Here is a 14,403-nt window from a genome sequence, read left to right on the forward strand (position 1 = left end):
TACTTACGGTAGTTTCACTTTCAAATCCATCATAGAAAACAGATTCCCTTCGTAAGCCACTTTCTGAGCCTTAATCAAATTTCTTAATCTAAAATAAATAAAAGTATCTGATATTCTTTGATCAATAGAAGAAAGTGTTTGCCCTACCACACGCCCAGATGGTTGGAAGCTTGTTGTTACAAAAGACAATAAATGGTCGTCATAAAATGTGATTGGAACTTCTATGATTTCACCATTTTCTAAGATTCGTAATGGCTGTTTACCTAATTTGTTCCAGTTATTAATTAAGCTTTTCCTTTTACCTTCAGAAATAAGTTTCCATTTCCCCCAAATTTGAGGAAATAGGATTGGGTTTACCTCTGCTACATTTTTGTATTCAGCATCAATAGTGGCAACTTCAGCAACATATATATCTTTAAATCTTGAAAAATTAGCAACAAAACGAAGTAATAACTCTTCTGCTACATTTTCTCCTTTCCAAACAACAATAGAAGAATACTCATTTAAGTCAGAAAAATAATTTGGATGAACAAACTTAGATATGTAAAAATCTCTTGTTGGGTCATCAAACTCTAAATACTCTTTATAGAATGTAGTTCTGTTTTCTGTAAATAAGGAATTTAAATCTGGCGAAAGTGGTCCGACTGTTAACTCATTATGCAGACAAATTATTTTATGATCAGAAATACCTTGCTGTAAGAAAAAATATTTCAATGCTCCCCTTTCAGGGTCTGATAAACAAATATGATACATTACTTTAATGCTTTATATATTGCGTATTCGTCTTGTTCTACGGTTGTAACTTGAACTCTCTTTTTATGTGGTAGTAATGGAGCTTCTATCCCACTACCAAACGCAGCGCTCGATGAAGTAAAAACATGTGCTTCATCCCATAGTTTTCTATCAATAAATTCTTTAAGGATTGTACTTCCACCTTCTACAATAATTGAATGAATGCCTTTAGAAAATAGATCAACAAGCATATCTTCTAAAAAAGTTTCTTTATTCAAAGGAATAAAAGCAAGGTTTTCTTTCTCCTCATCAAATTCTGATGTATAACAAATTGTTCTAATAGAATTATCAAACAGTTTTAGATTATCATCAAGTTTTTTAGACCTATCAATAACAACCCTTAGCGGATCTTTACCTGCCCAAGCTCTTACATTTAAAGCAGGGTCATCATATTTAGCTGTATTTGTTCCCACTAAAATGGCATCTTCTTCAGCTCTCATTTTATGTACCAATTGACGAGAAAGAGGATTACTGATCCATTTAGAATCAAAATTCTCTCTTGCTACAAAACCATCTGATGTTTGGGCATATTTAAGCAATACAAAAGGTTTTTTCTCTGTCATTGCTTTAAAGAAGCGTTTATTAACCTCTAGTCCCTCGTTTTCTAAAATTCGGGTAGCTACTTTGATACCTGCATCTTCTAATCTTTTAATCCCTCTACCAGCAACAAGTGGGTTAGGATCTAAATTACAAACAATAACTTTTTTGAAGTTGTGTTTAACCAAAAGATCTGCACATGGAGGTGTTTTACCATAATGGCTACAAGGTTCTAAGGTTACATATATTTCTGCTTCAGACAATAACGGTAGGTTCTCCTTACTTACTGAAGCTACAGCATTTACTTCGGCATGAGGTTGCCCATATTTTTGATGGTAGCCCTCTCCAATAATTTGATCATTATGTACAATAACAGCCCCTACCATTGGATTAGGACTTACATTACCTTTACCTAATGTTGCTAGTTGCAACGCCCTCTTCATATACTTCTCTTCCATAGAACTTGATTTGGTCATGAAGCGAAGTTACTCAATCATCATTTTACAGTAAAACGATGCGTCTTATTTTTTCCTGCTTTCGTTTTAATATTTACAATATATATTCCTTTTTGAAGAGAATGAACGTCTAAAGTTTGAAACCGTTCTAAAGAAGCTGTTCGTCTTACCTCAACACCTATAAGATTGTAGATAGATATTTGTGTAAGCTCATCTAAATCGTCTAAAACTACATCAAGAGAAAGTGTATTTGATGTTGGGTTTGGATACAAATTAAAATCAAATAATTCTGTTGATTGGTTTTCAAAAGACAATACATACGTATATTCAAACTGTCCATCAAAATCTACTTGACGTAAACGGTAATAGTTGTATTTCTCTTTGTTAGATGCATTAATTTTAAAACTATAATCAAGAGCTATATTAGAATTACCAGCCCCTTTTACTTCGGCAATTTTACTATAATAAGTACCTTCTTTTGACGCTTCAACTTCAAACCTATCATTATTAATTTCTGAAGCTGTACTCCAAAATAAAGTAAGTGCTGCATCTTCTAATTTACCATAAAATGAGGTAAGCTCAACAGGTAGATCATGTACAGAGTTATCTCCCCCAACTGCAAACGGACTAAAACTTGTTGCTACGGCACTTATATATCCAGTACCTCCACTTCCTGCATGTGTTGCAGAACCATCGTCAACTGTACCATAAGATTCCCAATGACCTTCAGCTGTATTGTAATGCATTAAATGTATACTTTTTATATTATCTGCAGTTGATGTATTTACACCTGATCCAGAATGATATGGAATCAAAACAGTAAATTTACCATTGGTAGAACTGCTCCCTGAAACACTTACATCAAAATATTCTGAAGCTGATACTCCAATATCCGTTAAATCTGGATCTATATCTTTATCTGAGTGTTCACCCAAATTATAGATACCTGTAATTGTAAAATTATCAGAATAACCTCCCGTGTTTTGTGCTCCTACAGCTCGTAAATTAGTACCATCTCCTATTGGTAATATAACGCACCCCGTAACACTACTCTCTCTTATAATACTTAAAGACCCTAATATATGAGAGCCGTTACTTCCTCCAGAAGACGATGCTGCTGGAGTTGAGTTATTAGTCATACCTGAAATTGTAGCATCAGATAACAATATCATGCTATTACTATTTGTAATAATATCTCCAGTAGTTAATGTAAGCGTTCCCTCCATTTGTAATCGACTACCTAAAGTAATATCATGGGAAGAAGCCATTGATAGATCATTTACGATAGAAGTTGATGGATCATAAATAGTTAATGTACCTGCTGCGTTTGAAGAAAGCTCGATTGAACCTACATTTCCAGATACTGTACCAGGGTTAATAGTCGTGTTTGTACCAAGGTCACCATCTACAGTCAGTATATTTTTACCTGTATTAATTGTGAAAGATTCTCCGGTTCCTGCAAAGAAATTGGAGATAGATCTATCAGTAGTTAAAGTATATGAACCGTTGTTTGCTACTAAATAACTGAGTAATTCGCCTGAAGTATTAGCTCCACTAACACCTGTTTTTGAAAAAGTATCAATTCCGCCTGAAACAAAAATTAAACCCGTATGGTTTATTTGCATAGATGAATTTGAAAATAAAACCTTTGCTCCCGAAAAGCAATGCAAATTATTAACTATTAAAGTTGAATTTCCAGATGCGAAATTCACATTACCCCCAATATTAAATTCGCTTCCTATTTGAAGTGTGCCTATCTCTCCTCCTTGATTAAAATTACCTAATACATATAAAACAGCTATTTCTATAGCTGTATTCGGAAAAGTTATTGTATGTCCCGAAAGAATTACAAAAGTATCTTCACTTTCATCATAAGAAGCAAAATCAATTACCGACCCTACCTCACCGGATACAGTTGACCAAGTAGTTTCAGCAAAATTCCCACTTGTTCCAGAATAATATGTAGTAGCATGTAGATTTGAAAAAATAGAGGTAATTAGGTAAAGTGAAAGTATTAAGAAAATTTTCATAGTAGTATTAGGTTATATTAGGTGGCTTTATCTATAATTTAGTCATAAAATTCATCTCTTCTATTTTAAAACATGTAAGAAAAAAAGTGTATTTAAATAGGCTTTAGTTAATAAAAACATTGGTTTGTATAAATTATTATCTCTTTTGTAGATTAGTTGGTACTTTCGTTATGATAATGATTAATTTTCGAACGTGACATTCAAAATAAAAATGAATCTTTAGCACTATGAACCCGTCAATTCTTTCCACTCTAAAAGTAAATAATGATTATTCTGATAAAGACAGAGTTTTTGATTATATACTTAAAAACAATACTATCATTACTTCTAGAAATGGATTAAAAAAAGCATTTAAAAAAGGACGGATTCTTTTAAATGATACGATATTGAATGGCGCAGAATGGTGTGCCGCTGGAGATATTTATCAAATTTTTGGTGAAGAAGAAAAAGTACCTAAAATTTTTGAACTATCATTAAATGTATTGTATGAAGATGATGATTGTGCTGTAATTTATAAACCTGCTGGTTTTTCTGTCAGTGGAAATCAATTTAGAACAATAGAGAATGCACTTCTTTACAATATTAAACCAAGTGATTTAATTGATAAAATGCCGTGGCCTAAACCTTGCCATAGACTTGACGCTCCAACTTCTGGCGTTTTGTTAATTGCTAAAACACGTTTGGCTAGAGTTGCTTTTGGACAACAGTTTGAAAACAAAACTATTAAAAAGAAATACCATGCTGTTGTAATGGGAAAACTACATGCTGATGAAGGTGATATTAGAACACCCATTGAAAATAAGGAGTCACACAGTTCTTATAAAGTAATAGAAACCGTTGCTTCTTTACGTAGTGAACAATTATCTATCGTAGAATTAACCCCACATACAGGACGAACACATCAACTTAGAATACACATGGCTAGTTTAGGAACTCCGATTGTTGGTGATAAACTATATGGAATTGAAGGAAATACATTAGAAGGAAAAGGGTTATTTCTCTCTTCTGTAGAAATTACTTTTAAACACCCTAGAACTTTAGCTTTTAAAACAATAAAAGCTCCTCAACCAGAAAAGTTTGAGAAGCTTTTAATAAGAGAGACTAAAATGTGGAATAAATTCCGTTCTTAGTTTACTCTTTTAATACCATATCGATGCACATAACCGCTGCCAAAATGAGTAACCTTAATCGGTTATCTTGCGGTACCTCTGGGTTAATTTCTAATGCATAATTGTCTGCAGTAGTAAAAAACTCTTTTGCAATACCAGCAAAATGTTTACTTACATGAGCAAACTCAAAATCATCTTTTACAAATCTGAAATCCCAACTTGTCCATTTTCCTTTAAGCATACAAAGCGACACCCCGTTAGGGTCTATTACCTCAAATTTACCGCCTATAGAGAATAGTTTTTGCTTAAATGTACCTACAAGCTGATCGTGTTCATCAAAAACTTCTACATCCGACAAAAAAATTGAGATACCTCTTTTCACCGTTAGTATTTTTTCTCCAGTAGCCGATTTAATTTCAATATTAAAAGGCGTCATTCGTTTGTAGTCTGTAAAACGAAGCAACTTAGTAATAAAACCTAGATTGTCTTCACGACATTCCATCATGATCTCATCAGTTTCTGGATCGTGGATGTCGTAGTTGTTGGCAGCTTTAAACATACCAACATGCTCTTTTACAAAAAATACGTTATGATTTAATAAGGGATGCATAGCTAAAAATTAGTTTTACAGTTTAGTTTTTCTATTATCGTTTCCAAAACATCTCGTTTTACCAGATGTCCTCCTTCAAACGATACAAATTCTGTGCTACATGGTAAACTTTGCAAGAGTTCTTTTTGTCTGGTGATATCAATCATTTTAGCAAATGGATCTTGAGTTCCCAAAACCACAAATAAATTAGATTTTGCTGATAAGAATTTAAAATCATCTTCTGTAAACTCAGACGGTAAATCTGCTGCCCACATAATCAGATTATCTACCTTTGGCTGAGCATCTTTTAACCATCTAAGTAATGTTGCTCCACCTTGTGAAAAAGCAAAAAAGTTTAATTTAACCTCCTTTTTATCAGCTTTCATTAACCTATTGTAAAAGACTTCGTCAATGTATCTTTTTTGATGAAGAATATCTACCTCACGTTCTAATTTTGTCATCCAAGAAGCTCCTACTTTCTTGTAGCTACTGTCTAAATAAAACTTTGAAAGTCCTTGTAAAGCAACCACATGGTTCTTAGATAAATCTAAAACATCAAAACGTCTGATAAAATGTTCTGCTAATTGACCATAACCATGAAAAACGAACCATAATGATTCCATTTCTGACGTTAGTGTATTATTTGTTAGAAAAGGAGTATCAAATTTTATAGAAACCCATTCTTTTGTAGACGACATATAAACTATTTTTTGAAGTTGGTTTGTTCTATACAAAAAAAGGCACTGCGCAGAAATTCTTTGCAGTACCTTACTTTATTTTTTTACGACTTAATGTAAAGCCTTTTTTGTTTTGGCTAATTCTTCCTCTTTCAGCACACGCCTTAAGATTTTTCCTACGGCAGATTTTGGTAATTCTGTACGGAACTCATAATGCCTTGGTACTTTGTACCCTGCCAAGTTCTCTTTACAGAAGCTCTTTAACTGCTCTTGAGTTAGATGCTGATCTTTCTTTACAATAAAACATTTTACTGCTTCTGTAGATTTTTCATCAGGTACACCAATTACGGCACATTCATCTACGCCTTCATGCATTACTAAAACATCTTCTACTTCGTTAGGGTAAACATTAAAGCCAGAGACTAAAACCATATCTTTTTTACGGTCTACAATTTTAAAATAACCATGATGGTCCATTGTTGCAATATCTCCAGTTCTTAACCACCCATTTGGGAAGAACGTATCTTCAGTATCTTGTGGTCTGTTCCAGTAGCCTTTCATTACCTGAGGACCATTAACACAAAGCTCTCCAGTATCACCAATAGGTACTTCTTGTCCATCTGCATCTAAAACTTTTACATCTGTAGAAGGGTAAGGTAACCCGATAGTACCAATTTTGGGATTATCTAATCTATGTACACATACTACAGGAGATGTTTCTGTTAATCCATATCCCTCTGCTAAAGTACATTTTGTAATTTCCTCCCAACGTTTTGCTACAGCTTGCTGAACTGCCATACCGCCACCAATGGTCACTTTTAACTTTGAGAAATCAAGATCTGCAAATTTATTATGATTCAGCATACCATTAAAGAGTGTATTTACACCCGTCATGATCGAGAACTTGTATTTACTTATCTCGTTGATAAAGGCATCCATATCACGAGGGTTAGTAATTAATAAATTGTGAGCACCAATCTTCATCATCGTCATACAATTTACTGTTAAAGCAAAAATATGATATAAAGGAAGCGCTGTAACTACTAATTCTTCTCCTTCTTTTAAAACTCCTTGTAACCAAGCATTTGATTGTTCTAGGTTAGCAACAATATTTCTGTGCGTTAGAATTGCTCCTTTTGCAACACCTGTTGTACCTCCTGTATATTGTAAAAAAGCGTGATCTTCTCCTGTTAAGATTGGTCTAACATATGTAGACGTAGCTCCTTTTTTTAATGCTGCTTTAAACTTCACTGCCTTAGGTAAACTATAAGCAGGTACCATTTTCTTAACATACTTTACTACAGAGTTTACAATCAAGTTTTTAGGAAACGTTAGTAAGTCGCCTATTTCTGTAGTAATTATATTTTTTATAGATGGAGCTTTTGGTAAAATATGCTGTAATTTATCGGCAAAGTTGGCCATAATCACAACAGTTTTTACACTAGCATCAGTAAACTGATGTAGCATTTCTCTTTCAGTATAAAGCGGGTTAGTATTCACTACTACCATGCCTGCACGAATTGCTCCAATCATTGCAATAGGGTATTGCAATACATTTGGCATCTGAATAGCAATTCTGTCCCCTCTATCCATACCGCATGAGTCTTGTAAATAAGCTGCAAAACGTTCCGAAGCTAAATCAACCTCTTTATAAGTTAATTTACCACCCATACATTCATAAGCTACCTTATCAGAGAATTTCTTAAACGATTCTTCAAAAAGAGCTATTAACGATTGGTAGTTGTCAGGGTTTATTTCCTGAGGAGTAAAATCAGCGTAGTGTTTATACCAAGGTCGCTTTTGTTCCATCTTTAATTTATGTTTTTTTTAATAAGACAGATTATAGGTAAATCTGTCTGCCAATTAGTAGTAAGTACCCAAACTAAATTATATTTACCATTCTTAGTCTTTAGTTTATTTTACTATTAACGCGTTTAATAGTAACGTAAACCCAGAAAACAAATGTTATCTATTTATAAATCATTTTAGACTGAGTACCAAAAGAGAATATTTCGAAACTACTTCTAACATATAAAAATATAAATTTACAGTTAGAAATATAAAAAAAATTGAGTGTGTTTATAATAAATAACACAAGCGTAACTACCGCTTATATTAAGTTTCCAATATACACTTATGAAATAATATGTCAAAAAAAATAAATGAAAAATCATTCACAAATAACTTTTTAAGTAAAAAAGCATCTTTTTTAGTAACTTTTCGTGTTAAATATATATAGGTATATATTATCTATAGTGTCAAATAAAAAATTAAACATGCTAGTAGATCGATTTAAAGACATATTAAAAGCAACCATAAACGATCAGATTGATAAAAATCCGTTATTTGAGAACCTCTTTAAAAATGAAGATGGTTTTGATGCTGAGTGGAAAAAGTATTACGATGAGATAAAAAATTCCACATACTCATACAAAGAGGAATCTTCTTATCAAGGCTATTCTGGTCAACAACAATCTTATCAGCAACAACCACAGAAAAAAACCAAAGAACAAGAATATTATAGTGCTTTGGAAGTAAAACCTGGTGATGATTTTCCAACTATAAAGAAATCTTATAGAAAATTGGTTAAATTATACCATCCAGACCTGTATGCTGGGGATAAGAAGAAACAAGAAATGGCTCAGAAGGTAACTTTAGAAATAAACGAAGCCTATAACTTCTTTGAAAAAACTTTAAAATAGAAATTAATAACAAAAATATACGAACATGTTTGGATGGCTAAAAAGACTTTTTGGAATTGCAGAATCAGAAGCTCATTCTGTTTTAGATAAATTAGAAAATCCAATAAAGCAGACGGAACAAGGGATAAGAGATTTAAAAGGTGACTTATCAAAATCTATGCAAGGACTTGCAGAGGTTAAAGCGTTAACTATTAGAGAAAAGAAAGAATTTGAATCGAATAATAGAAACGCGAAAGAGTTTGAACAGAAAGCTATGTTGCTTGTACAAAGAGCATCACAAGGGCAATTAGACTCTGACGAAGCAGATAGATTAGCTACTCAGGCTTTAGAAAGAAAACAACAATATGCACAAAGAGCAGGTGCAAATCAGAAAAATATTGATAATTATTCTGGTATGCTAACTAAAATGGAGCAAAATGTTCAACAGCTTAAATCTCAAATTGGCAGTTGGGAAAATGAGTTAAAAACATTACGTGCTCGTGCTACAGTAAGTGATGCATCTGCAAAATTAAATAAGCAATTATCTAATGTTGATTCTTCTACAACATTGGCTCGTTTAGAAAAAATGAAGCAAAAAGTTGAAGAAAAAGAAGCTTTGGCAGAATCTTATGGTCAAATAGCAGATCTAAATCAGCAAACACCAGAAAATGAGATTGACAAAGCTTTAGGAATAGCTCCTGGTGGTAATGTTTCTATTGGGGCATCTGATGAGTTAGCTAAATTAAAAGCTCGTTTGTCTGAAGGTACTTCAACTGATAATACAAGTTCTGCTTCTAGTGCAAATGATACTTCTTCGTCAGCTAGTGGCGAACCATCAGAACTAGATAAGTTAAAAGAACAATTGAAAAACAAATAATCAAACCTGATTAATATTTGTACTTTTCTAATAAAGCCCTTTTCATTATTAATTTAATGGAAAGGGCTTTTGTATTTTCTTAATAAAGAATTGGAATAAATAGAAGTACAGAAGAAAAATTATAACGATGGGCACTTTATTTTATTGTTGATTGTTATCTTGAAGTACACCAACCTAGAACCTATATGAAAAAACTCTTACTCATTATTCTATCATCATTGTCTATTACATTTGCTTACGGTCAGCACCATGTTGTTGTTACTGATATAAATGAGGCATATGATTTTTATCAGACTTCTCATGAAGGTGCTGAAACGGCTTTACACTTTATTAGTGAATGCTTCGATTGTCAAACAATGGATTGTATGAAAGAAAATGTTGGCCTTGCTAAGAACGAAGCAGAAGCTGCTATGAGAAATGCTCATTTTGCAAAAGATGAAACTCACAATGCAAAATCTCAAGCATCGTTAATATGTGAAGTTGCAAGTAACCAAACTTTTGATGCACATGGTTCATTTCATGATGCTAAAAGAATTTTTGATATCGCATCAACAACTCTTTCTACTGCACATTACTCAGACGATATAGATGAGATGCATAACCATCTTAATGATGCAATAGATCATATTCAAGAGGCTATTCTACATTTAAATGATGGTGTTGATGGTCTTAATGGAGCTTTGGGCGAATTAGAAATTTGTAAGAATTAATTTTAACTGAAATAGTAAATACAAAACAGGCTATACTAATTAAAGTATAGCCTGTTTTTTTATATTGCTGTTTTCTTTTTCCTTACACTCACCGTACTTTGATTATAAACGGTTGCATCTTTATGTACACTTTCTGTAAGCCAAACGTTACCACCAATAATAGAATTGGCACCAATAACGGTTTCGCCACCTAGAACTGTAGTCCCTGAATAGATAATTACATTATCCTCAATTGTTGGGTGCCTTTTTTTAGTAGCCATATCTTTACTTACACTCAAAGCACCTAATGTAACACCTTGGTATAATTTAACGTGGTCTCCAATATCTGTTGTTTCTCCAACAACAATACCCGTTCCATGATCTATACAAAAATATTCTCCAATATTAGCTCCAGGGTGTATATCTATTCCTGTTTTACTATGTGCGTATTCAGAAAATAACCTTGGTACAATAGGTACTTCACAATTGTACAACTGATGTGCAAGTCTGTAAACATAGATGGCGTAAAAGCCAGGATAAGCAAGTATAACCTCTTCAATATGCTTTGCTGCTGGATCTCCATCAAAAATTGCTTGAGCATCTTTCATTAATTTGATGTGTACTTCTGGAAGTGCATCAAAAAAGCTTTCTGTAGCTCTAGAGCATCCAATATCAAACTGATCTCTTATTGGAAGAAATAACTCTTGCATTTTGCCTTTTAAACGTAATAAAGCAAGTTCTGCAGCATAATGTCCTTGTTCAACTCCTGAAACAACAGGAAATAAAAATCGGAACATATCATCTATAAACTCATCAGACTTCTGTTTTGAAGGCATCTGAAACATACACTTATTCGCATTTATCTGAGCAATGATATCCTTATCTACTTCTTCCATTCTTCTTCATTTTAGGATTCCAATAGTTAATTGATAGTACAATATTAATTATAATTCTTAAATAATTAAGGATTAGTTGCCCATACTGTTACTTCTGGAATAAACCCTCTATCATCAAGTTCCAAACTACTTACAATGGTATGTGCAATTTCTGTAGCTGTAAGCTTTTTAACTTCTTCTGGTTTTTCTTCTCTGCTTTCTGTGCCAAAAGCTGTAACTACTTCACTTGGGTTTATTAATGAAACTCTAATGTTGTACTTTCTTAATTCGGCTTGCCAACATTGTGTTAACCCTCTTAAGGCAAATTTAGAGGCTACATATACAGAACCAAAAGCAAAACCTTTAGCAGCTGCAGTAGAACCAATATTAATTATATTACCAGACCCTTGTTCTTGAAAATAAGGTAAAATACATTTTGTTAATTCTGCTAATCCAAAAACATTTACATCAAACACTCTTTGAAAAGAAGATAGAGATACATCTTCCAATTCAGCAAATTCGCCAATACCTGCATTATTAATAAGTACATCAATTCCACCATCTAATGCTTTAACACAAGCAAGTGCACTTTCATGAATAGTATCGTGTTTTGCTATATCAAAAAGTAATGGAATTGCTCCAATCTCTTCTGCAACTTTTAATAATTTTTCTTCAGATCTACCTGTAATAACTACTTTTGCTCCTTTAGCTATTAAAAGTTTAGCTGTCTGTTTACCAATACCCGAGCTTCCTCCAGTAATTAAAATTCTTTTGTTTTGTAAATCCATGTTTTTCTATTTTATAATTTTAGCTATATGAATTTACAAAAAAAGGAAAGGGATAATCCCTTTCCTTCAAATAATATTTTTAAAGTACCTATTTCACTCAAGAATAGCTACAAAGTTTACTTTTATACAAACCTTTCGTCAAGGCTATAAAGTTCAGGAAATTTTGCTGTAGGATTATTAGTTTTATACACTGAAGTAATATATTTCATATCCTCTTCAAAATTACCTGTAGGCTCAAAAACTTCATACACTCCTGCAGTTTTCTTCTTATAATCAAGGTAAGCTAACGCAATAGGAACTTTAGATTGAACGGCAACATAATAAAAACCTGATTTCCATTCCTTTCTAAGTGATCTCGAACCTTCCGGAGGCATCACTAAAGCCAGTTTATCATTTTCCTTAAAAAGATTACTTATAGCATCAACCATACTTATCTTTTTCTCTCTTTTATTAATTGGTCTTCTATCTATACCAATTGCACCCATAGGTTTAATAGCAATACTTAACGGAAAACGAATCCATTCTTTTTTAATTGCAAACCTCAATTTTACATTAATCTTTCGCATTGCAGCAACCATGTAAACTGCATCCCAGTTTGTAGTATGAGGTGCTGCTAAGAAAACACTTCTCTCTAATTTATCTACTGGAACATGATCTACTTTAAGCGACCAACCATTAAAATTAAATAAGAAACGAAAAATTAATCTAATCATAGATGTTATATTAGAAACCTCCTAAGAGATTATGATGCTAAAAAAGATATTGTGTAGTACAACAAAATTAACAACATCTACTTTGATAACTTTGTGACAAAAACAGTTATTTATTTTCTTTAAAGATTGTTAACTGTCTAATAAATCACGTAAAGCTACAGAAGCTACCGTTAGACCAAACACTGCTGGCATATAAGAAATTGTACCAATAGTAGAGCGTTTATGCTTTACTCCTTTAACTTCTTCAACTTTATTTTTGTCGATTACTTCTGGTGAGAATACAACTTTTATTTTTCGTCTGTATCTCTGAGTACCTACCATTTTTCTCACTTTTTTGGCTAGTAAGCAATTGTAAGTATCTCTAAGTCTAGCTACTTGAGTTTGTGTAGGATCCATTCTTCCGCCAGCTCCCATAGAACTTACAACCTTAATTTTTTTATCTATACATGTAGTAAGCAATGTTACTTTAGGTGTTAATGTATCAATACATTCTACTACATAATCATAGTTATGTTCATCTAAAAGCGTTGAAATATTATCTCCATCAAGATAAATTTGTTTTGTTTCTAATTGTACATATGGGTTAATGTCTTTAATCCTATCGCCAATCACTTTAACTTTAGACATATTTTCTGTACTAACTAAAGCTGCAATTTGTCTATTTCTGTTACTTACATCAACAACATCGCCATCTACAATTGTAATTTTCCCTACGCCTGCTCTTGCAATTGCTTCTGCGGCAAAGCCACCAACACCACCAACACCCACTATTAATACGTGTTTATTTCCTAACTTTTCAATACCTTCTTGCCCAATAAGTAGCTCTGTTCTTTCCTGCCAGTGTCCCATATTTGTGTGTAAATTTAAATTCTAGGTGCGAATTTAAAGAAGTTGATTTAGTTTGGGAAATAACTGTTTTGCTATTTTAAGTTTTTGTTGCTGAATTGATGACATTTCTTCATTAAAAGTTGTACAGACAAACTTATAAACCTCTTCTATTAAAAGATTATCATCATCATCTGTTTCAAATAGAACTTTTGATTTATCTGCTGATTGGTATGCTTCGATCAATTTTGGTCTTTTGTACATTAATGCTTTTCCAAACGATAAATAACAACCACTTTTTATCAGTTGGTTAGCTGTTTCTTTATTACCTTGATACCCATGAATAACCCAAGGTTGATAACATTTACATTGTTTTCTTAAAGCCAATAGATCAGAATATGCCTTAACGCAATGGATAATCATTGGTTTTTTAAACTCTTCTGATACTTCTATTTGAGCATTAAACACCTCTTTCTGTAATTCTATATCAGTTTTAATAGCACGGTCTAAACCAGCTTCACCAACTGCATCCAAAGTAGAAATTTTGCTTTTTAATTTATCAAGATAATCTGTAATGGACACCTCTTCGATATACCACGGATGGATACCCGCACTGTTTAACTGAGATTTTAAAAGCATGAAATTATTCTGAAGTAAATGATTATATACTCCAATAACATTTGGATTTATACTTTTATGGTGAGTGTGTGCATCAAAATAAATAAACATAAAAAAAACCTTCTAATTTAATCTGATTCAGAATTAA

Annotated in this window: 15 protein-coding genes; 4 read left to right on the forward strand and 11 right to left on the reverse strand. The window is 32.7% G+C overall.

The features are described from left to right. Positions 1–3 precede the first annotated feature (3 nt). Genes KM029_RS07080 through KM029_RS07090 form a run of 3 tightly spaced genes read right to left on the reverse strand, consistent with a single transcriptional unit; the run spans position 4 to position 3,814 of the window. Positions 4–753 (reverse strand): DUF3658 domain-containing protein, encoded by a 750-nt coding sequence (locus KM029_RS07080; RefSeq protein WP_144072608.1) that lies wholly within the window; start codon positions 751–753, stop codon positions 4–6. Then, positions 753–1,805 (reverse strand): bifunctional diaminohydroxyphosphoribosylaminopyrimidine deaminase/5-amino-6-(5-phosphoribosylamino)uracil reductase RibD, encoded by a 1,053-nt coding sequence (gene ribD / locus KM029_RS07085; RefSeq protein WP_240050280.1) that lies wholly within the window; start codon positions 1,803–1,805, stop codon positions 753–755. Before ribD ends, KM029_RS07080 begins: the two co-directional genes overlap by 1 nt. Before the next feature lie 20 nt (positions 1,806–1,825). Next, positions 1,826–3,814, reverse strand: a complete 1,989-nt coding sequence (locus KM029_RS07090) for a T9SS type A sorting domain-containing protein (protein ID WP_144072609.1) — start codon at positions 3,812–3,814, stop codon at positions 1,826–1,828. A 227-nt stretch (positions 3,815–4,041) separates the two neighbouring features. On the opposite strand from KM029_RS07090, the gene KM029_RS07095 reads away from it, so the two are divergent. After that, positions 4,042–4,944 carry an RluA family pseudouridine synthase gene (locus tag KM029_RS07095; RefSeq protein ID WP_144072610.1) on the forward strand — a complete coding sequence of 301 codons (903 nt, stop codon included), beginning with the start codon at positions 4,042–4,044 and terminating at the stop codon, positions 4,942–4,944. A 1-nt stretch (position 4,945) separates the two neighbouring features. On the opposite strand, the gene KM029_RS07100 is transcribed toward KM029_RS07095, so the two are convergent. From KM029_RS07100 to KM029_RS07110, 3 genes are all read right to left on the reverse strand, one after another. Beyond that, positions 4,946–5,533 (reverse strand): phospholipid scramblase-related protein, encoded by a 588-nt coding sequence (locus KM029_RS07100; RefSeq protein ID WP_144072611.1) that lies wholly within the window; start codon positions 5,531–5,533, stop codon positions 4,946–4,948. Positions 5,534–5,535: 2 nt separating this feature from the next. Continuing rightward, entirely contained in the window at positions 5,536–6,210 is a 675-nt protein-coding gene (locus tag KM029_RS07105) for an alpha/beta hydrolase (protein WP_144072612.1), read from the reverse strand. A 90-nt stretch (positions 6,211–6,300) separates the two neighbouring features. After that, complete coding sequence (locus KM029_RS07110) at positions 6,301–7,998, reverse strand: AMP-binding protein (RefSeq protein WP_144072613.1); 1,698 nt, start codon at positions 7,996–7,998, stop codon at positions 6,301–6,303. A 467-nt stretch (positions 7,999–8,465) separates the two neighbouring features. On the opposite strand from KM029_RS07110, the gene KM029_RS07115 reads away from it, so the two are divergent. The 3 genes from KM029_RS07115 (at position 8,466) to KM029_RS07125 (ending at position 10,457) form a co-directional block, all read left to right on the forward strand. Further along, positions 8,466–8,891: a J domain-containing protein gene (locus tag KM029_RS07115; RefSeq protein ID WP_144072614.1), complete on the forward strand. Its 426-nt coding sequence runs from the start codon at positions 8,466–8,468 to the stop codon at positions 8,889–8,891. A gap of 25 nt (positions 8,892–8,916) precedes the next feature. Then, entirely contained in the window at positions 8,917–9,747 is an 831-nt protein-coding gene (locus KM029_RS07120; RefSeq protein WP_144072615.1) for a PspA/IM30 family protein, read from the forward strand. A gap of 185 nt (positions 9,748–9,932) precedes the next feature. Beyond that, positions 9,933–10,457, forward strand: coding sequence for a hypothetical protein (locus tag KM029_RS07125; RefSeq protein WP_144072616.1), 525 nt, complete (start codon positions 9,933–9,935; stop codon positions 10,455–10,457). Between the two features lie 59 nt (positions 10,458–10,516). On the opposite strand, the gene epsC is transcribed toward KM029_RS07125, so the two are convergent. The 5 genes from epsC to KM029_RS07150 form a co-directional block, all read right to left on the reverse strand. Beyond that, the gene (epsC, locus tag KM029_RS07130; RefSeq protein ID WP_144072617.1) at positions 10,517–11,332 is read right to left on the reverse strand and encodes a serine O-acetyltransferase EpsC; all 816 of its coding nucleotides are present in this window, start codon (positions 11,330–11,332) and stop codon (positions 10,517–10,519) included. Positions 11,333–11,397: 65 nt separating this feature from the next. Continuing rightward, positions 11,398–12,099 (reverse strand): SDR family oxidoreductase, encoded by a 702-nt coding sequence (locus KM029_RS07135; RefSeq protein WP_144072618.1) that lies wholly within the window; start codon positions 12,097–12,099, stop codon positions 11,398–11,400. 122 nt (positions 12,100–12,221) lie between these two features. Beyond that, positions 12,222–12,812 carry a 1-acyl-sn-glycerol-3-phosphate acyltransferase gene (locus KM029_RS07140; RefSeq protein WP_144072619.1) on the reverse strand — a complete coding sequence of 197 codons (591 nt, stop codon included), beginning with the start codon at positions 12,810–12,812 and terminating at the stop codon, positions 12,222–12,224. Between the two features lie 129 nt (positions 12,813–12,941). Further along, positions 12,942–13,661 (reverse strand): tRNA threonylcarbamoyladenosine dehydratase, encoded by a 720-nt coding sequence (locus KM029_RS07145; RefSeq protein WP_144072620.1) that lies wholly within the window; start codon positions 13,659–13,661, stop codon positions 12,942–12,944. 33 nt (positions 13,662–13,694) lie between these two features. Then, the gene (locus tag KM029_RS07150; RefSeq protein WP_144072621.1) at positions 13,695–14,366 is read right to left on the reverse strand and encodes a TatD family hydrolase; all 672 of its coding nucleotides are present in this window, start codon (positions 14,364–14,366) and stop codon (positions 13,695–13,697) included. Positions 14,367–14,403 lie beyond the last annotated feature (37 nt).

The sequence above is a fragment of the Flammeovirga kamogawensis genome (genome assembly GCF_018736065.1).
GTDB lineage: Bacteria > Bacteroidota > Bacteroidia > Cytophagales > Flammeovirgaceae > Flammeovirga > Flammeovirga kamogawensis.